Raw genomic sequence first — 19859 nt, 5'->3', positions numbered from 1 at the left:
TTGCTGCATCTGTTGCATCCTTTGCCTGTGAATAATGAAGATTAGCCAAAATGAAGGAGAGAGGTGTTTAGGATGAATGAGAAGATCATTGAAGAGGTTACTGCGTATATCGAAGGGAAGAGAGATGTATTTATTGATGTAAGTGACTCGATCTGGGGCTTCGCTGAGACGCGATTCGAAGAGTTTGAGTCAGCAGATTTGCTCTGCAAGGAACTGGAACGTGAAGGGTTTTCCGTTGAGAGAGGTGTTGCCGGACTCGCCACTGGCTTTATAGGCAGCTTCGGGAACGGTTCCCCGATCATTGCAATTCTTGGTGAGTTTGACGCCTTGGCGAGTCTTAACCAGCAAGCGGGGGCAGCGGTATTCAATCCTGTTGTGCCAGGGACAAATGGACATGGATGCGGGCATAATTTGCTCGGAGCAGGATCTCTTGCGGCTGCCTTTGCGGTCAAGAATTATTTGCAGGAGCATCAAATCTCCGGCACGGTTCGCTACTATGGCTGTCCGGCTGAAGAGAGTGGATCCGGTAAAGCCTACATGGCCAGATCAGGCTTGTTTCAGGATGTCGACGTCGCTTTTTGCTGGCATCCTGCCACGATGAATGTTGTCATGCATATGTCCTCTCTTGCCAATCTACATGTGCACTTCAAATTCGCAGGTCGCAGTGCCCACGCTGCAGCCGCGCCCCATCTCGGACGAAGCGCGCTGGACGCGGTCGAGCTGATGAACGTGGGAGTGAACTACTTGCGTGAGCATATGATTTCGGATGCCCGAATCCACTATGCCGTGACGAATACAGGCGGCTTCGCACCCAATGTTGTTCAGGCGGAAGCAGAAGTGAATTATTTGGTTAGGGCGCCGAAGTCCTCCCAGGTGGCTGACCTGTTCGAACGGGTTCTCGATGTTGCTCGTGGAGCGGCTCTGATGACGGGAACCAAGATGTCATATCACTATGAAGGTGGAGCGTCCAATCTCATTCCGAATGCGACCCTGGAAGGCAAAATGCACGAGTTCCTTAGTGGGCTGGAGCTTCCCATTTATACGGAGGATGAATTGGCCTTTGCCCAAGAGATCTTTGCTGTGATCCCGGATGAGGATAAGACGAGTGCATCGCGGCAAAATGGCAAGGGGGTTCATGACATGCTTTCGGCTCGCCCTCTTGCGAGCTTCGTTGCTCCACTTATGGAGACAATGCGCGTTATGCCGGCGTCGACGGACGTTGGAGACGTCAGTTGGAATGTGCCAACTGCGCAATGCGGCACGGCGACCTGGGCTTACGCGACGCCAATCCATGCCTGGCAGACCGTTGCGCAGGGCAAAAGCGGCTATGCCCACAAAGGCATGCTGCTCGCGGGGAAAGCGATGGCGTGTACTGCCATTGCAGCGCTGCTCGATCCTGTGCTCATCGAGATGGCAAAGGCTGAACTGACGGAAAGGCTGGACGGAGAGTCATACGTTAGTCCGTTCCCCGATGAGGTGATGCCTCCGAATCTTTCATTTTCTCAAAGTACTGGCGGAGCAGCAACTGAACAAACAACGATGAATGTGTAATTCCCATCCAAATGAATATAGAGAATGACAATGGCAGAGAAAGACCATCGAAGCAAAATAAAGCTTCGGGCACCGCAGGAGCAAGTCAGCGGCTGGCCAGCCGCTGGTTACACCGAAGCTAAACGTACTGCCATCCGACGCAACTCTGGAGAGAGCGAATAATCCACCAGAGGGGTAACAACGGTCGGAGCTACTGGACGCTGCGGAAAAAGTGCATGGAAAGTGAGAATATACTACAATAAACCTGAACATAGGCTTGATCAAGTGATGAGAACCAGTGCAGATGAAGTCAAAGGAAAAGAAAGTGGGTTTATTTCAATGTTTGACCCAACGGTGTATGACAATCTGAAAGTCGGGTTTGAGAATTATCTCTATGATATGGATAACCTGGACGAACGTATTCAGATTACAGGGCGTAAAGATCGGCTGGAGATGGCAGTGATGTCCAGAAAGTTCACAATAAAATTCTGTCTTAGGGATCGCCCGGAAGTAACAGGGGAAGTCGTATTAAGCAGTTCCCTTGAGGAGCTTGCAGCGGAGATCCTGGAGACGCCTGGTGCAAATCCGGGTTGCCGCTTGGAACTACGGTTTAGTACGGTTGTGAAGGACCCTGAGAAGCAGTGCCCGGTTATTCGTCCGATCTTACAGAAGAGCTGGCCTGAGCAGAGGATGTGCCAGAACATCCGATATATCTTTGATGAACAGCCAATCATGTATAACGTCACGGCTCATGTTTATTTTGACCGCAGTGTGAATGAAGACCAGATGGGGGACATTGCTGAACTCTGTGAGCATATGGCGAATGTGATGAATCAATTATTACAGTTGCATAACTAGTAATTCCGAGAAAAGTCTTGTCTCTTTGTAGAGATCAGGGCTTTTTTTGTATTATTTTTAGAAAATTGTATAGGCTTTCAGGCTTAGGTTTAAGGCCTTTTAGGTTAATGTTTTACGCAAGCAAGTAAGAGAATGTATATTAAAGGGGGGTAAGAGTGCAATTGGACTATACAAAAATGGTGAAATTGCGAAAATAATATTGGGACTAAAGATTTAGTTCTGTACTAAAGGAACTAGTTTTCCTTGCCGATAAAATATCGAAGGGGAGAAACTACATGACAGAGAAATTAATTCGTCTGCTGCGTATACTTCAGGCTATACAAGCAAATCCTGGAATTTCGGCCAAGGAATTGGCGCTGAAATGCGGTACGACTGTACGCACGATTTATCGTGATCTCCGGATTTTGGATAGGGTCGCCCCGATTATGAATGAAGGATACGGCAAAGGTTACCGATTTATTGGTGAGTTTGCAATGTATCCATTAGATTTTACTGAACAGGAAGCAATGGTTTTCTCCTTGCTCCCGTCCGTAGTTGATACCTCCAAGTTACCTGCTGAGTTTGATTCAGCTTTTGACAAGGTTATGTCGGCTCATACCAAATTAAAATCAAGAAACAGTGACATTGTAGAGAATATTGCGGGAATTATTCGGATGGGCACGCCAGCTTATCGTGAGGAAGGAAAAGACCCTAATCTGCTGATTCCCATCATCGAAGCTATTCTAAGCCAGCAAACCATTCGTACTCAATATCATACGCTGACAAGAAATGAGATCACAGTTCGCGATATCGATCCCTATTATCTCATTCCACGTGATCAACGTTTTTATTTGATTGGATACTGTCATTTGCTGCAAAAAGTTCGATTGTTTCGAATTAGCCGTTTTTTGGATGTGACACGAACAAATGCCGGTTTCGACATGGGTGATTTCAACATAACACAGTACATGAAGAACACCTGGTCTATTGACCGTGGCGACGAACATATCCATTTCAAGGTAAGATTCTCTGAGAAAGTGGCCCCCTACATAAAAGAAGAAGAAATGTTTGTTCGCCCGCGAATGACGAATATGTCGGATGGGGGATTGTTATTTGAAGTGACACTGAATAGCAGCAGAGAATTTTTGAAATGGTTGTATCAATTTGGGCCCGAGGCAGAGGTACTTGAACCTCGTGAGTTTCGTAGAGAGATACGCAGGCAACTTGTGGAGTGGTTGGAACATTATGAAACCGATGTACCATTGCTAAAATAAATTTTAATTATGGAGAAATACAGAAAAAGGAGCAGGTCATATGAGTACCAAATTATTCGCAGCTATGTATGGGATGGACCACTACCATGGAGTACAGGCTTTACATGTGGGGGATACCGTGTATCTCGTCAAAGATCCAGATAATCGTTTGGATCATCAAGCGATTAAGGTTGTTATTCCCCCGATTGGAGCCGTAGGTTATATCGTGAATGATCCGCTTGTCGTACCTCATGGATGTTGGACCGGGACGGCATTCTACGATGTATTTCATCAACTAACGTGTGCCAAAGTACGATTCATGATGAGAGATATGGTTATTATGGAGTTAATTGAGATGAGTCACATTCCTGTTCCGCAGATGGATTCTTTGATTAAGGGATGGCAATTTCGTGAAAAAGCTTGATCATCGTAACAGAAGAAAGGCTCATTTACGGATGAGCCTGGTATAGGTCGCTTCCAGATGCATGGCTGTTCTTGCCCAACTGAAATGTGCCCTTGCGCTGTCTCGGCCAGACTTCCCTAACATCTCGGCAAAAGTGGGATTACTTGCAAGTTTGTACAGGTAAGAGGTGAAACGTTGGGGACGCTTATAAGCGGTGACAAGGTATCCATTGATACCTGATTCAATAATCTCACGAATACCTCCGTTATCCGAAGCAATGACGGGTAATCCTGAAGCCATCGCCTCAACATTTACCAGGCCAAAAGCTTCATGTTCTTGAGACGGACAGACCAGACAATCGACTGCCCGGTACAACTGATCGATATGCTCATGGTTTATCTGACCACGGAAGGAAACATGGACTTTTTGTTTTTGGGCAAGTTCGCGAAGTTTACGCATGTAATACGGAGGTCCTTTGCCTGCAACAACCAGTTGAACAGGCATCTGTTGCTGAAGGAGGGCAGTTGCACGAATTAATACATCTACACCTTTTCCAGGAATAAGCCTGCCGACATACAGAATGGAGAATCGTTTAGTTACTCCAAATTTTGTACGCAGATGAATCTGTTCTTCGCTGGATTCAACAGGCCTGAAGCGGCTTAAATCTGCACCTAATGGGACAACACTCATCCGGTGTTTTACCAACGGAAATCTGCGGCCTAACCTTTGTCTCAGGGATTGACTATTGACGGCAATCCAATCGGCTTTTTTCATTAATGTGAGTTTGGAAGGTCCGGGCTGGGCAAACGTTAACGAGTGAAGATAGAGTACAACAGGTGTGCGTGGAAAAGCTCGTTTGATGGTCGCCATACTGCGTGGCCTGTTATCCACTTGAATTACATCAAAGGGTTGTTTGGATAACAAACGTATGACTGCTTTGGTGTACATGACAGGACTCGACGCAGGGACACGTTGAATGGTGATCCCGTCGATCTGTTCCGTGGCGGCGAGGCCTTCCATTTGACGACTTATAATGGTCACCTGATGGCGATGGGCTAGTTCACGAGCGATGCCCAGGATACAGATTTCCACAGAACCATTACCAGGCAAAGGCAATTTCTCGGGTGCAACCATAGCTATTTTCATGATCAGGCTCCTCCTTGTCCGACATCTGTAACAATCTTCGTCATATATCTTATGAGAAGCTAAAGCATTTGGCTCCTGCGAAATGGTAGATGAACCACCCATATAAGCATGCAGGAATAATCTGTTGCATGGAATGAAGCGGAGATAGACAACTTTTGTGATATACTGTACGGGAACAATTGAATTCGTTACATGTATAAAAGCAGGAGGAAAATAATGTTACATTCTACGCTGGGGCGCTTCCGGCTGATGTTGTGGTTGCAGGGTATTTCGTACGTGTTGCTACTGTTTGTTGCTTTTCCGTTGAGAGATGCAGGGATTATGCCGCAGGCTGTCACATGGTTTGGAAATCTGTACGGTTTTTTGTTTTTAATGTATTTGTTATTCATGGTGAGTATGTACACCTCACAGAAGTGGCGTCTGCGCCGTCCAATTGCTCTGTTCTTTGTTTCTTTCATCCCACTGGGGAATATGATCTACGATGTTGTCGTATTCCGTAAGCTGTATCGTCAACTAAATAAAGCTTGACTTTATTTAACGTTATGAAATATGATGAGTACAGGTTAAACAACCCGTTCCAACTAAAACTACATATTCCTGTTAAAGGGGAGTAGCTTTTACAGTAAAGTCGTCAATTCGGGATCATATCCCCGGCTTTATTGGCAGCAATTTTGTTGTTAGCGAGACCTTTACCAAGTTTTCATGCTCGGTAAAGGTCTCTTTTTGTGGATATAAAAGGACCTTACCAGTGATGGTAAAGGTCCTTTTTTTTGTACATCATAAGAATATTAAGGAGGAGTCAATTTTGGATGTTTCATTATTATTAGAATATGGGTGGGTGCTTGCTGTCTTAGTTGTCCTTGAAGGATTACTCGCAGCAGATAATGCATTGGTACTCGCAATCATGGTTAAACACTTGCCTGAAGATAAGCGCAAAAAAGCGTTGTTCTATGGTTTGATGGGTGCATTTGTTTTCCGTTTAGGTTCGTTGTTCCTGATCTCTTTCCTCGTCGATGTATGGCAAGTACAAGCGATCGGTGCCCTGTACCTCCTGTATATTTCGATTAACCATATCGTTAAAAAGATACTGGGTAGTCGCAATAAGACAGATGAAGCAGCTGATTCAACGCCTAAGAAACCGAAAAAACAATCCGGTTTCTGGATGACCGTTTTCAAGGTCGAAGTAGCGGATATCGCATTTGCAGTTGATTCCATTCTGGCTGCTGTTGCTTTGGCCGTGGCGTTGCCACCAAGTGGATTGCCTCCAATTGGCGGACTCGACGGTGGACAGTTTATCGTTATCTTCCTCGGTGGATTCATCGGGCTTGTGATCATGCGTTTTGCAGCCTCATACTTTGTGAAATTGCTTCATTCCCGTCCAGGACTGGAAGTTGCGGCATTTGTAATCGTAGGTTGGGTAGGGGTTAAGCTGGCAGTTATTACACTCGCACACCCTTCATTGGGTGTTCTCGATGAGCATTTCCCGGAAAATAAAATTTGGAAATTCGGATTCTATATTGTACTGATCACCATTGCGGTATGTGGTTGGTTCCTGTCTTCCAAAGTTCCTGAAAAAGAAGACGAAAATCCGGTTGAAGAGTTGGAAAAACAAGCAGGACTGTAATAATCATGTTACGCTAACAACATCATTATTATTTGGGAAACAGGAGATTGTCCTAGGACAATCTCCTGTTTTTGTTTACATATGCAATCTACACCATGGACCAATTTCCAAGAAAAGGGTTGACACATGAATTCTAGTCCCCTTAATATAAGACTAACATTAACGAAGGGAGGCCGAGAGACATGATGCTTGGTTATGATTTGATTCAAACAGGGCGCAACGTAGACACAATAGCATATCCGGCTCATCGTTTCATTGGCCTCATACGGTCGACATAGGGGATAGGCATATCGTTTAGCGGTTTTTATAATCGATATGCGTTCTTCGCTTATATTATAGCGATGGATGACAGACACACAGCATGTATGCTGTTCTGTTCTCCGTTATTGTCATTCAGTAGAAGTCATGGGCGATTAGCCTATGGCTTTTTTTAGTTTTATTTTACAGATGAATCAGCAAACCGAATTTGCTGAACGTACAGAAAGGAATAATACACTTTTATGAATACAGAATTTAATTTATTTACCAATCCAAATGAAATCGCAGGTGGCTACCGGCATGAAGTAAAATTGCCTGCAGGCGACCTAACCGTATATGCGGCGCAACAGCTCTTCTCCTCGCTCGATTACAAGGTATTCGAGATGGCAAACAATAATCTGCAGATTCCGGGAATTTCTTATATGAGTTACACGCCAGACGTACACGTCGGTGTAGGTACGTGCATTGGAACGACAGCCGTGTGGGATGCCCACAGCGGATACGTTTCTCCCTCCATCGTGGGTAGTGACATCGGCTGTGGCATGCGAGTGCATATGACGAATTTGCACAAGGACGAATTGAAAGACATCAAGCTTCGCCGTAAACTCGTCAAGGCCATTGAGAAAGTATTGCCGATGGAGGCGAACCAGCGAGGTCATTACTCGGACATCAGACTGGAGCATATTGTTCGTAAAGGACTGCATGGTTTACCCAAAAAGTATATTCCCGACAGCTATACACCGAAAAAATCAACCTCGATGACACATGTGGAAAGCAGCAAGTTCAGTTATGATGAGGATGTGTTAAACCATGTTCCTGATATGACGTGGCATCGTTCGCATCGTCAGCTCGGAACACTGGGTGGGGGGAATCATTTTGCCGAGATCCAGGCGATTGAGATCGCTGAAGAGAATCGTGAAATCGCCGAAGCTTGGGGATTGTATGATGGACAAGTCGTGGTCATGATTCATTCCGGCTCTCGTGCATGGGGTGGTTATGTAAGTCAGACGAGTTCGTCAGCGATTGCCAAAGTCATGCAGCGGCTTAACCTGGGTACATCCGATCCCAGACTGGTCTTTGCTCCACTGGAGCATGCGGAAGGTCGTCATTATGTGAACATGATGTATTCTGCATTGAATTACGCTGTTGTCAATCGGCACCTGATTGCGTATGCTATTCGCGAAGCATTCCGGGATGTGTTTGGCTCCAAATGTGAATTCCGTACGTTATACGATCTGATGCACAACTATGCCTGGGAGGAATCTCACGTAGACAAAGGTTCTGTTTTTGTGCATCGCAAAGGGGCGACACGTGCGTTGCCGGCAGGTCACCCGGATAATCCGAAACCTTATCTGGCAACTGGACATCCGGCGCTTATTCCCGGTTCCATGGGAACTGCTTCATATATCATGGTAGGTCAGCCGCAGGGTGCTGATAATTATTATTCAATATGTCACGGTGCGGGTCGCATCCGTTCACGGACGGCAACGAAACGATTGATTAGCGTGGAATATTTTGCCACGGCACTAGGTGTGGGTACAGAAGATGAGATCGTGGTAAATCAACGCTCACTTGAATCCATTATTGATGAATCACCTCAGGCTTATAAAAATGTAGATGAAATTATAGACAGTGTTACCGGCGCAGGCCTGGCTCAAGTTGTAGCCAAATGCAAACCGCTTGTAGCGGTAAAGGGAGCGAAATAATGACAATAAACGAACAACAAACAGATCCAACTCAAGCGATCTATACCTATGACGAACAACATGATACTCGAATTCGAGTGGAAGGTTACGCTATCTATTCAAGGCTGATTCGTGGAATCAGTGAGGCGCTCCATCAGCGCTATGGAGTTGAGTACAAGCTTTATGCCAGTTCTGACCCGAACAATGAATATTGGGAGTTACTCCGGGAAGACCTGCAAAATGGCAGTGACGAAGTAGAATTGGTAGCCCGCATATTCGAGGATCTGGAGCTTCAGACGTTACATTACGACGATGATGGAGATGTACCCACTTATGGTGTGCATTACTCCATTCGCAATAACGTATTTGCCTATCCGAAATGGGGCGTTGCACTTGTCCGGGTTCCGTTTTTCCGAGAGAACGGGATCTACAGTGAAGACTTTGTCTTTGCCGTCGGTGATGAGGAGATGAAGCAATTTCTGGGAAGTGTCCGGGAACGGGAACGTCAGCAAAATATGAAAAAAGTAACGGTCTACACCGATGCCCGGAATGGCAGCGATCGCCATGTGGAATCCATCACTCGCTCCGTGGGACGAGAGGATGTTGTTCTCTCGGCACAGATCAAGCAGGATATTTTCCGCTCGCTGGATCAGTTCTTCGAAGCAGATCGTTCCTTTTACAGAGATTATGATATCCCGTACAAACGGGGCATTCTATTGTATGGACATCCGGGGAATGGTAAGACCACGTTGGTGAAATCCATTGCGGGAAGTATCCCGGGCCCGGCTGCGTATTGGCAGATTACGGAGTATACCAACAGTGAATCGGTGCGTGAAGTGTTCGAGGCTGCCAAGCGGTTGGCACCGATGGTACTGATCATTGAGGACATCGATTCGATGCCGGATGAAGTCCGTTCCTTTTTCCTGAATACACTGGATGGAGCTACCTCAAAAGAAGGCATTTTCCTTATTGGGACAACGAATTATCCGGAGAAAATAGATCCTGGTCTCATGAACCGTGCCGGACGGTTTGACCGTGCTTACGAAATTCCGTTGCCAGATGAAGCGTTGCGCCTGCAATATTTGCGCCAACGAGGCTTCACCGTATTTGCGGGTGAAGAAGGCATGGTAGAAGCAGCTCGTCTGACCGACACGTTTTCTCTTGCACAGCTAGGTGAGTTATATGTGAGCGCTGCGCTGGAATGGCATCAGAATGGACAGACAGACATTGTGAAAGTCATTCAGTCGATGCGTGGCGAGCTGGACAAGAGCCATAAACATACTTGGCTGGCGCAGCCAGGTAAGGGCCGTGCAGGCTTTTATTGATCAGACCTAACCCATCCATCCTATAATATGACGCAATTTTATAAATAATCCTACCTCATTTGGTGATACTAACCTTGTCTGCTCTAACATACAATGACTTTCGGGAGGTACATAACGCAGCCCTGAGCTGGTGAGATACCGGAAAGTAACGCGATCTGTTCCATACCTGACTAAGGCTTGTTTTGCAGAGGGAGATGCATGGGGACAAAAGGTAATATGCAAAAATTTTTATGCCAATTGTTTAAATGCTTCTGTAGCGGTTAATAGTAGACAGACAACAACAAAAACTTTAATTAGAGGTGAATGATATGGGTTGGTTATGGTCATTAATTATCGGTGGTATCATTGGTTGGTTGGCAGGTTTGATTGTTGGTCGTGACATTCCAGGTGGTGTTATTGGTAACATCATTGCTGGTTTCATCGGTGGATGGTTAGGTGGAGTAATCTTGGGCGATATGGGTCCTGAGATGGGCGGATTCCACATTGTACCTGCATTGATTGGTGCGATCGTTCTTGTAGCCATCGTAAGCTTGATCTTCCGTTCGATGGGACGTAGTCGCGGGTAACTTCATCAAGATAATTTCTTGAATTAGTTGTCAGCTAAATGCATTACCAATGAAGAGGTTGATTGAGAGCCATAACCATGGCTTTCAATCAACCTCTTGTTGTTTTAGAATATAAGGATACATGCGTAACTTAGCATCAGTATTGTATAGGTAGTTTAGATAAGAGGGGATGAACGGAATGGAAAAAGCTACATTCGCTGGCGGATGTTTCTGGTGTATGGTTACACCGTTTGAAGAACAACCGGGCATTCATGGCATTATATCGGGTTATGCTGGCGGTCACGTCGAGAATCCAACATATGAGCAGGTCAAAACCGGGGAGACCGGTCATGTCGAAGTGGTTGAGATTACATTTGATCCAGATGTATTCCCTTATGAACGACTGCTGGAGCTGTACTGGCCACAGATTGATCCGACGGATGACGGAGGCCAGTTCCAGGATCGGGGAACACAGTATCGTACGGCAATCTTTGTGCATAATGAACGTCAACGTGAGCTTGCTGAACAGTCCAAGCAGGAACTGGCAGCCAGCGGACGATTCAGTCAACCGATTGTTACGGAAATTCGCGATGCAGCTATATTCTATCCGGCTGAAGATTATCATCAGGATTACCACAAGAAAAACGAGAAACATTATAAGGAAGACCGTGCGTTATCCGGACGGGACGAATTTATAGACGAGAATTGGAAATAATGCATCAGATCACATGAAAAGCCGGGAAAGTTCCAGTTGGAACTCGCCCGGCTTTTTGGCTGTATGGCGGCTGAAATCTGCCATAACGGTTATCTAATTGTTCGTTCCCACCAGTATTTCTACGTCAATGGTAATCTTCGACAAGGAAGCTTGAATGCCCATCCGGGATATTCCCGACAGATGCCAGGAAAGTGGTGTCATATGAACGAGTGAATCCAGCATGTTTGCGGTGACGGGCAGCGTGTAGGTCAGCGGAATGCTGGCGATGAGATGATGATGTTTGCGGAATCGGTCCAGCGTAAGTTCCCGGCCGTCTGCTCGATCAGGTCGATTCAGGAACAGCATTTCTCTCAGTTCAATTAAATATCGTTCACGGGGGATGACTTTGATGATCCATCCCCCATCTTTCAGAATTCGTCCAAACTCTTCATAGTTGGAAGGAGAAAGTATATTCAGGATGATGTCCAGCTGACCTTCTGCAAACGGACTGCATGCCAGATCGCCGACAAACCAAATTTGCTGGTTGTAGGCAGAGGAAGCCATGGCAATGCCTTCTTTGGCAATGTCGATGCCCCAGCCAACGGCTGGAGTATTCTGCGTAATCTGCTGCAGAAATGTTCCCTCTCCTGTGCCTGCATCCAGAATATGCACGGGACAGCTGATGTCAACGGAATAACGTGCAATCCACCTGCGTAGTACTTCGGTCAAAGGAGCATAAATACCGGTTTCCGATAAGATATTCCTTTTGGCTGTAAATAAACGTTTGTCATAGTTGCCCTTGAAAAAACGTGTCATGAAATTGATATAGCCTTGTCTTGCAAGATCAAAGCTATGCCTGGACACACATTGAATGCTCCCTGAGTTAATGGTTGCCATAGGGCTATGACAAATGGGACAGTTCAACATATGGATGTATGGATTAATAAGCGCAGCGCTACGTTCTCTGCGATGGACTGACATGGAAAAACACCCCATTCATTCAGATTTGGATAACTGAAGAAAAGGGCATAACAAATAAACCTCTGCACAAAATTCAAAAAAAGAGGTTTATGGCTATGCCCCAAGTTATCTGTATCGAATGAACTGAATAATCATAGGAAGGTTAAGCTCCTTTGGCCTATCAAGATCAGGGTGAAGCAAGAGAACGTTACCAGTATAACAGGATGAGAAGAAATGACAAGTAAAGGGAGCCAGGCGGATTTGAAATAAAAGAGCGCCCTGTCAACCGTTTAGGCGGTCATACAGAAGCGCTCTGTTCATTATTTTGCAGCAACCTTTAATGCATATTTGGACAATGTCTCATTGTTCATGGAATAGATGACATCATCCACATAAGTAGAGACACCTTCTAATGAAGGAACCGAGGCACTGGTCGTGTAGATATGCACGTCTTCCAGCGTCTGTGGATCAAGAATGTATCCTGTTTTGGCAAAATCAAGCTGATACTGACCATCCTGTGTCTGGTCGACATGCATCAACGCAGGCTGTGCGTCCTTGAATGTACGCTCAGTCACTTTGCCTTTCATCGTGTACAATTCCAGCTTCTGCCCTGTAAAGACTGTATAACCGTTGCCAGCCGTCTGAATGTAGGCATGACCAGCAATGGCACGTCCCCAAGCAAGCTTGCCATCGATGCCAAAGCCCATCAGTCGGTTACCGGTGTTCTCGAAATTCGCACGCATAATAATGGAACCATCGTCGAGAATGGCCAGTGATTCACCGCCGCCATCTCCGAGTGTATTTGCATTAGCAGGGAATTGGTAGAAGGACAGACGATTCAACGTACGATCATAGATCTCTAATTTGGGATTCGCAGCTTGCTGCCAGAAGTTGCCTACCTTGGTTTGTTTACTGGCATCCACTACAATTCGACCATGGTCAGCCTTAAGCACGTTGCCGTTGATGGTCTTTTCGGTAATCAGCTTGCCCTTTTTGTCATATAACGAGATGGCGGAGCGAACCGAACCATTCGATTGCACGCCCTGACTTGAAGCAACCATCAGCGTATCGTTATCCAATAGGGATATGCTTGCAGGTGAATTCACCGTTTTGACCCAGTTGGTTTTACCGGATGTATTAAATGAGTACACTTTCTTGGTTTTGTCCGAATATTCCATATACACGTAAGCTGTACCGTTGCTGGCATATACCGAATCAGAGTAGGTGGTATAAGGACCACTTTTCTCATGGAATATCGTATTCCACTTCAATTGTCCAGTTGTAGCATCGAATGCTTGGAGAGAGTCCAGTTGCCAGTCCAGGGTTGTTTTGCTGCTGGTTTTTGTTACGGGCTGGGAGGCATGTACATATACAAGATTCTTGGATGGCACGGCATGGATTCCTTTGATCAGGACATCTTTCTCTGTATTAGCCTCAGAGAGCATCAGGGAAGATGACGTCCACGCCGGTTTGGGCATGGATTCGGTTGAAGCAGCGGCGTAACCTGTTGTATTCATGGTGAAGAGGAGCATGCCGCTGAGAATGAGGGCAGCCCATGTTTTGGACTTGTGTTTGGTCAATGTATGCAAGTGATAAACCACCTTTCTTCTTCGGTTCAAAATAGAACCGATTGTTGAATTTTACCATTAAAGTCAAGCTGAATTCAACCGAACGCACTGTAACCTTTTATCATTTGTTTATCGAAATAACCATGTTTGGTGAAGTCTAACGGTTACAGGGAATTCATCTTCTTTCGATGAAGGTGGAAGTCTGATATATTTAGTGCGGTGACAAGCCATATCTGCGTAAGACGTTGGATAGAACATAGGAAATGAACAAGGAGAACAGCTATGAACTGGAGTGAAAATGTGACCCTATGGGTCATTGGATGTATCATCATATTGTTGTTGCTGGCCTGGATTATTCGGCGGGTTATCGGGCGCGGGCAGCGGATCCGAAGTGAAGCCAATCCTCGTAAGATCACAATAAAGGACATCGACAAGATGGAGGATGGTTCGGAATTTGAATTATATCTCTATCATTTATTCGAAGAGCTCGGGTACGAGGAGGTGCATAAGACAACGAGCAGCCGGGATTTTGGGGCAGATCTGGTGTTTGTTGATAGACTCGGCAGACGAAGTGTGATACAAGCGAAGCGATATGGTGCGAATCATCCTGTAGGATTGAGCGCAGTGCAGGAGATATATACATCGATGCGTTATTATGAAGCCGACCGGTCAATTGTATTAACTTCCGCTCGTTACACCGAAGCCTGTCGGACGCTTGCAGCAGTCAATGGAGTGAAGTTGCTGGACCGGGAAGACCTGATGGAATTAATCCTGTTATTCAAAGCGAGAAGAGTGGAAGAAGCATTGGAACTGATCGAAGAAGATGATCATGAACCAATCGAGACGTGGCAATCCCGGCGAAAGCGGCAATCTCGCTAGTTTCATTGTATTACTGTGCCACAACGTAGATTTTTTAAATATAGTCAAAAAGTAATAATGTAGTCAGGATTAACGTTTAAACCGTTGAGGCTCCCTCAAAAAAAAGGATGACTACGACAGATGCAGATTTTAAAACAATTATAACCAATCGCTAGTTAGATACAGGCGACTGGTTATTTTTCTGGATGGATATTTCGAGCTCCGTTTGTTCATCTGTTAGTTTTAGCATTTCGAATATTTGATTCACCCCTCTCTGGTATCGACAATGTTCACCTCAAGGCCGTGACATTTAAAATTGTGGTTAGGATTTTTCCTAACCTCATCTTTTTGAAGTTCATACATAGCTAATTTATAATTTATTTCTTCCATATATTTCAAACTTTCTTCAATTTTCTTTTGTAATTCAATTTTATGTTTCTTTAACATTTCCTCTCTTTCTAAATAGGTGGAGTTCCCCATCTCATAGGATTCCTTGTAGTCTTTAATTTTAGAAAGCGGCATTCCTGTTTCTTTGAGACAAAGAATAAAAGAAATCCAATCGATTTGTTGTTCGGTATAAACTCTATTCCCTTTTTCGTCGCGTGAAATATTCGGTAATATCCCTTGCTCTTCATAAAATCGAAGTGTCTTTGCAGTTATATTATAATTCTCCACTACATACTTCATTGAAAAAAACATCTGATCGCCTCCATAGTTACAGTTACTGTAACTGTTATTTTATCACATAGAATAGTAGTTAAAAGAAAATCGTTTAAAATTACGTGTCAATTCCTACTTTACTTCCCCTTAGGTTAACCTGATATTCTTGTGTAGAACTTGTGATTGGGATGGATGAGATAAGGTTATCTTCATCTGTTCCATGAATAAGCACTTAGAAATCAAAATATAAAGGAGAACGTACAATGAGTAAATTTAATAAATTGTTTGAACCCTTTACATTCAATAAAGGGATTACCTTAAAGAATAGAGTGGTTATGTCTCCGATGACGACATGGTCAAGTAATGATGATTACACGATTTCCGATGAGGAAGTTGCATATTATAAAAAAAGAGTGAATGGTGTAGGTTTAGTTATCACGGGCTGTACTCATGTCCTACCCAATGGTATTGGATTTACACATGAATTCGCCGCATATAATGATTCATTTATCCCTAGTCTAAAAAAATTGGCAGATGCTGCTAAGAGTGGAGGAGCTCCAGCAATTCTTCAATTGTTCCATGCTGGAGATAAAGCGATTGCTGAATTAGTTCCTAATGGTGACGTGGTGAGTCCGAGCGGTGTTGCTCTGACTGAAGCAGTATCCCCTAGAGAACTTACACATGAAGAAATTCTGGAAATTATACATGCGTTCGGTGAAACTACAAGACGTGCAATTGAAGCTGGTTTTGATGGTGTTGAACTCCATGGAGCCCACGGTTTTTTACTTCAAAGCTTCTTATCTCCATTCTTCAACAAACGTCAAGACCAATGGGGGGGATCACTGGAAAAACGTCTGAGTTTTCCACTAGCTGTTATTCGAGAGGTGAAAAAAGCTATTGAGAGATATTCGACAAAACCATTTATTTTAGGTTACCGCATTTCCCCAGAGGAACATCAACAAGATGCCCTTAGAATGAAAGATACTTACGCACTGATTGATAAACTGATTGAAGAAAATGTTGATTATGTTCATTGTTCCTTGGTACAAGCCCTTACGTCAAAACCAAACTATAACCAAGATAACAAAAAAACGTATCTTGAACTGATTGTTGAACATGCCAACAATCGGATTTTTGTAATTGCAGCGGGTGCCTTGGAAAGCCCAGAGGATGTCTCTGAAAGCATGGAGAAAGGACTCTCTTTGGCGGTAATTGGACGTGTATTAATCTCCGATCCAGAGTGGGTTGAAAAAGTTCAACAAGGAAGAGAATCGGAAATTCAAAACGTGATTAAATCATCTAACGTTAGAGATCTTGTGTTGCCAGCGAAACTATGGGGTGTCATACAAAATGCAGGTCCATGGTTTAAAGTTGAACAATAAAGAAGATGAAAGATCAAAAAAGGCCGCTAATAATAGCTGCCTTTTTTGATTTCAAGAACAGTTGTACTAATTTATCCGCTTCAACAAAAAAAGCTTCACCTTCACTTGCATAGCTGCACATGATATATTGAGTGTATATCAACCAAAGGAGTGTGTGATCCATTATGGCACGTACACAAACACAAAAAGCATTACGCAAAGCAGAGCGGTCAGGTCAATGGTGCTCGGAACAGAGCCGAAGAGTTAACGGAGATTATGGTGCGTTATCCCAGCATGTGCGGCTCATGCCTACAAAGCAGGAAAAATTGCAAAAGGTCAAACACAAGAAGCAGATCATCCAGGATGGTGGTGCTTCTTTTTATTTTGTCCATAAGGACCGGATTGCTGGATAAGTAAGACATTGAATTCTTTCTTTGGTTGGAAAGTAATGATGTGGACTGTTAAAATCAATCCTAATGAACTGAACTATGAATCCTTGTATATCTAATGAAGGGAAGAACCTATACATATGACAACAGCGCTGCACATGAATAAAAAAATCATTCGGCGTTTTTTGCTGCAAACGCAAGCTTTACTGGGACGTTGGCCCGCAGTTTCCTTACCTTCGGGACCCGATCAAGTTTTGAGTTTGATTCGCTCCCTTGGTTGCGTGCAGATCGATCCTGTGGCTGCTGTAACCGGAAACCAGCATTTGGTGCTGGGTGCTCGTGATCCTGGTTACACTGCTGACAGCTTAAATACGCTGCTGAGTGATCACAAGGTGTTTGAATATTTTGCAAATGCTGCCTGTGTCATTCCAATCGAGGACTATGCTCTCTTGGAACCTGTGCGTGCCCGATTAAGGGAGCGTCTGGCTCCGTCCCTGCAAGGTCTGGAGAAAACAGTTCAGCATGTGTTACAACGTTTGAAGGAAGAAGGACCTTTACCTTCCAGAGCCTTCCGTGCTGTTGAACGGGTAAGTGGTTATTGGGACAGTGCAGATGTGCCAAAGACGAAGGATACCACACTTGCTCTGAATTTACTGTTAGACTCCGCTGTGATTCGTGTGGTGGCGAGGCAGGGGAATGAACGTTATTTTCATATTACCGAATCCGGATTGCAACAACAGGGACTTACGATAAAAGAAGACATGGATGTGTTGGCCCAGAGACAGGCTCTGCTGGATAAATACATTCATGCGTATCGTGTCGTAGATGCCCGTGATCCCCGTCTGGGTTGGCTAAAATCTACAGCGGCTGAACGACGCGCCGATATTGCTGACCGTGTGTCAGATGGGCGAATGATCCCGCTTAAGGTGGAGGACGTGGCGACGCCTTATTATATACGTGCTGAAGATGAGAATTTGCTGCTGCACATGGAGAGGGAAGAGCCACACTATGATCCATCAGGCCCGGTCCGTTTCCTGCCGCCACTGGACAACCTGTTATGGAGAAGAGAACGTATTGTCGATTTATTCGATTTTCATTATAAGTGGGAGATTTATACGCCAGAGGTGAAAAGAACCTACGGTTATTATGCCATGCCTATTCTTCACGGTGATCGGTTGATTGGACGTATGGACCCACGACTTGATCGCAAAACGGGAGTACTTACCGTTCGTTTGTTATCGATGGAAGAGACTGCTCCACCTGTGGAGGAATGGATTACGGATTTTCGGGAGGGACTTCAATTCTTTGCATCCATGCATGGAGCGCGTTCCATTAATATCGAGAAGACGGTACCAAAAGAGCTGAAAAAGCAGCTTAAATCGATTTGATTAGGGTATATACGAAGGAGTGTATGGATAAGGGAATTGGAATCAGTGTGTGGAATTAAAAAGGACAAAAAAAGGGGAGCCAATTGGCTCCTCCTTCATTGATTTTAAAATCATATTTTTAACATGATATCCGCAGTTAGCTCTAACAAAAACCTAAGCTCACGTCCACGCAAAAACTTCTTTAGTTCACCAGATGAGGCATTTCAACGTTGGGATCAACATCTGCTTCATAATCCACACCATCGGTTTCAAAACCAAACAGCTGGAAGAATTCGCGACGGTAACCTTCCAGATCGGACAGATCGTAGATGTTTTCTGTGGTCAACTCATTCCAGAGCTTCGCCACTTCATCCTGAACGTCAGCTCTCATCTCCCAATCGTCAATACGAATGCGACCTTCAGCGTCGGTTGGAACTTCTCCCCCCGCATACAGGCGATCAGCGAACAAACGTTGCAATTGCTCGATGCAGCCTTCGTGCAAGCCTTTTTCTTTCATGACTTTGTACAATGCTGAGATGTACAGCGGCACTACTGGAATCGCGGAGCTGGATTGAGTCACCAACGCTTTGGCTACAGTTACGTACGCACGTCCACCTTTGGCACTCAGACGATCATTCAGCTTGTGTGCTGTCGCTTCCAGATGATTCTTGGCCTGACCGATGGAACCATCACGATAAATGGCATGAGTAAGTTCAGGACCGATGTAAGAGAAAGCGATGGTTGTTGCATCGTCAGCAAGAACGCCGCCTTGTTGCAGGGCATCCATCCATAGTTCCCAATCGTCTCCACCCATTACGGTTACCGTCTGACGAATTTCTTCTTCGTTTGCCGGCTCAAGGGTAACGGAGCTGATTTCGCCTGTGTGGAAGTTTACCGTTTTGTTTGTGTAGGATTGTCCGATAGGCTTCAGCACAGAGTTGAACACTTCACCCGTGTTCGGATCGGTACGGCGTGCCGAGGCTACGCTGTATACGACCAGATCTACTTGACCGAGTTCACTGCGAATCAGTTCAACGGTTTTGTCTCGTGTTTCGTTTGCGAATGCATCACCTGTGATGCTGTACGATTTGAGGCCTGCTTCTTCAGCGGCTTTTTCGAATGCAGCGGAGTTGTACCAACCTGCTGACGCTGTACGTTTCTCTGTGGAACTGCTTGGACGATAAATGCCGACCGTATTCGCTCCCGCTCCAAAAGCAGAGACAACACGTGACGCCAGTCCGTAGCCAGTGGAAGCACCGATGACGAGCACATTACGGGGTCCTTTCAGCTCAGGCTGGGATTTCACATAATCAATCTGTTCCTGCACTTGCGCAGCGCAACCTACAGGATGGGAAGTGGTACAAATAAAACCACGTGTTCTTGGTTTAATAATCAT

Annotated in this window: 20 protein-coding genes and 1 pseudogene; 15 read left to right on the top strand and 6 right to left on the bottom strand. The window is 45.1% G+C overall.

Annotation, left to right across the window (positions count from 1 at the left end; genetic code table 11):
- The first annotated feature begins 72 nt into the window (after positions 1–72).
- The 5 genes from MKY87_RS08590 (at position 73) to MKY87_RS08570 (ending at position 4044) form a co-directional block, all read left to right on the top strand.
- Complete coding sequence (locus MKY87_RS08590; RefSeq protein WP_340963949.1) at positions 73–1551, top strand: M20 family metallopeptidase; 1479 nt, start codon at positions 73–75, stop codon at positions 1549–1551.
- 24 nt (positions 1552–1575) lie between these two features.
- Positions 1576–1713, top strand: a complete 138-nt coding sequence (locus MKY87_RS08585) for a hypothetical protein (RefSeq protein ID WP_340913495.1) — start codon at positions 1576–1578, stop codon at positions 1711–1713.
- A 60-nt stretch (positions 1714–1773) separates the two neighbouring features.
- Positions 1774–2388: a hypothetical protein gene (locus MKY87_RS08580; protein WP_340963947.1), complete on the top strand. Its 615-nt coding sequence runs from the start codon at positions 1774–1776 to the stop codon at positions 2386–2388.
- 275 nt (positions 2389–2663) lie between these two features.
- Positions 2664–3641, top strand: a complete 978-nt coding sequence (locus tag MKY87_RS08575; protein ID WP_338588287.1) for a helix-turn-helix transcriptional regulator — start codon at positions 2664–2666, stop codon at positions 3639–3641.
- Positions 3642–3681: 40 nt separating this feature from the next.
- The gene (locus MKY87_RS08570; RefSeq protein ID WP_237176987.1) at positions 3682–4044 is read left to right on the top strand and encodes an HIRAN domain-containing protein; all 363 of its coding nucleotides are present in this window, start codon (positions 3682–3684) and stop codon (positions 4042–4044) included.
- A 21-nt stretch (positions 4045–4065) separates the two neighbouring features.
- Here MKY87_RS08570 and MKY87_RS08565 read toward each other — a convergent pair whose 3' ends face one another.
- Complete coding sequence (locus MKY87_RS08565; RefSeq protein WP_340963946.1) at positions 4066–5169, bottom strand: glycosyltransferase family 4 protein; 1104 nt, start codon at positions 5167–5169, stop codon at positions 4066–4068.
- A 216-nt stretch (positions 5170–5385) separates the two neighbouring features.
- Between MKY87_RS08565 and MKY87_RS08560 the strand changes: the two genes are divergently transcribed.
- From MKY87_RS08560 to msrA, 6 genes are all read left to right on the top strand, one after another.
- Positions 5386–5697 carry a DUF3817 domain-containing protein gene (locus tag MKY87_RS08560; RefSeq protein WP_237176989.1) on the top strand — a complete coding sequence of 104 codons (312 nt, stop codon included), beginning with the start codon at positions 5386–5388 and terminating at the stop codon, positions 5695–5697.
- Between the two features lie 277 nt (positions 5698–5974).
- On the top strand, positions 5975–6793 hold the full coding sequence (locus MKY87_RS08555; protein WP_036617064.1) for a TerC family protein: 819 nt from the start codon (positions 5975–5977) through the stop codon (positions 6791–6793).
- Positions 6794–7293: 500 nt separating this feature from the next.
- The gene (locus tag MKY87_RS08550; RefSeq protein WP_340963944.1) at positions 7294–8757 is read left to right on the top strand and encodes an RtcB family protein; all 1464 of its coding nucleotides are present in this window, start codon (positions 7294–7296) and stop codon (positions 8755–8757) included.
- Positions 8757–10061 (top strand): AAA family ATPase, encoded by a 1305-nt coding sequence (locus MKY87_RS08545; RefSeq protein WP_340963941.1) that lies wholly within the window; start codon positions 8757–8759, stop codon positions 10059–10061. Before MKY87_RS08550 ends, MKY87_RS08545 begins: the two co-directional genes overlap by 1 nt.
- Before the next feature lie 308 nt (positions 10062–10369).
- Positions 10370–10627, top strand: a complete 258-nt coding sequence (locus MKY87_RS08540) for a GlsB/YeaQ/YmgE family stress response membrane protein (protein WP_062835823.1) — start codon at positions 10370–10372, stop codon at positions 10625–10627.
- A gap of 178 nt (positions 10628–10805) precedes the next feature.
- Positions 10806–11321, top strand: a complete 516-nt coding sequence (msrA, locus tag MKY87_RS08535; RefSeq protein WP_315938472.1) for a peptide-methionine (S)-S-oxide reductase MsrA — start codon at positions 10806–10808, stop codon at positions 11319–11321.
- Positions 11322–11414: 93 nt separating this feature from the next.
- Here msrA and MKY87_RS08530 read toward each other — a convergent pair whose 3' ends face one another.
- The 3 genes and pseudogenes from MKY87_RS08530 to MKY87_RS08525 all read right to left on the bottom strand — a co-directional run bounded on the left by MKY87_RS08530 (position 11415) and on the right by MKY87_RS08525 (position 13840).
- On the bottom strand, positions 11415–12116 hold the full coding sequence (locus MKY87_RS08530; protein WP_301290438.1) for a methyltransferase domain-containing protein: 702 nt from the start codon (positions 12114–12116) through the stop codon (positions 11415–11417).
- Positions 12117–12125: 9 nt separating this feature from the next.
- Positions 12126–12227 (bottom strand): annotated as a pseudogene (locus MKY87_RS30720) (putative RNA methyltransferase); the annotation flags it as partial.
- A 353-nt stretch (positions 12228–12580) separates the two neighbouring features.
- The gene (locus tag MKY87_RS08525) at positions 12581–13840 is read right to left on the bottom strand and encodes a hypothetical protein (protein ID WP_340963932.1); all 1260 of its coding nucleotides are present in this window, start codon (positions 13838–13840) and stop codon (positions 12581–12583) included.
- A 270-nt stretch (positions 13841–14110) separates the two neighbouring features.
- Here MKY87_RS08525 and MKY87_RS08520 point away from each other — a divergent pair, with 270 nt between their 5' ends.
- Entirely contained in the window at positions 14111–14707 is a 597-nt protein-coding gene (locus MKY87_RS08520) for a restriction endonuclease (RefSeq protein WP_338588281.1), read from the top strand.
- Positions 14708–14950: 243 nt separating this feature from the next.
- On the opposite strand, the gene MKY87_RS08515 is transcribed toward MKY87_RS08520, so the two are convergent.
- Positions 14951–15385 carry a MerR family transcriptional regulator gene (locus tag MKY87_RS08515; protein ID WP_091027770.1) on the bottom strand — a complete coding sequence of 145 codons (435 nt, stop codon included), beginning with the start codon at positions 15383–15385 and terminating at the stop codon, positions 14951–14953.
- A gap of 224 nt (positions 15386–15609) precedes the next feature.
- Between MKY87_RS08515 and MKY87_RS08510 the strand changes: the two genes are divergently transcribed.
- The 3 genes from MKY87_RS08510 (at position 15610) to MKY87_RS08500 (ending at position 18484) form a co-directional block, all read left to right on the top strand.
- A complete protein-coding gene (locus MKY87_RS08510) occupies positions 15610–16728 on the top strand; it encodes an NADH-dependent flavin oxidoreductase (RefSeq protein ID WP_340963928.1) in 1119 nt (372 codons plus the stop codon).
- A gap of 164 nt (positions 16729–16892) precedes the next feature.
- Positions 16893–17120: a hypothetical protein gene (locus MKY87_RS08505; protein WP_315938477.1), complete on the top strand. Its 228-nt coding sequence runs from the start codon at positions 16893–16895 to the stop codon at positions 17118–17120.
- 134 nt (positions 17121–17254) lie between these two features.
- Complete coding sequence (locus tag MKY87_RS08500) at positions 17255–18484, top strand: DNA glycosylase AlkZ-like family protein (protein ID WP_340963926.1); 1230 nt, start codon at positions 17255–17257, stop codon at positions 18482–18484.
- A 181-nt stretch (positions 18485–18665) separates the two neighbouring features.
- On the opposite strand, the gene fabV is transcribed toward MKY87_RS08500, so the two are convergent.
- Complete coding sequence (gene fabV / locus MKY87_RS08495) at positions 18666–19859, bottom strand: enoyl-ACP reductase FabV (RefSeq protein WP_340963924.1); 1194 nt, start codon at positions 19857–19859, stop codon at positions 18666–18668.

Source organism: Paenibacillus sp. FSL R7-0198 (genome assembly GCF_038000415.1).
GTDB lineage: Bacteria > Bacillota > Bacilli > Paenibacillales > Paenibacillaceae > Paenibacillus.
This window is presented reverse-complemented; position numbering and strand designations above follow the sequence as displayed.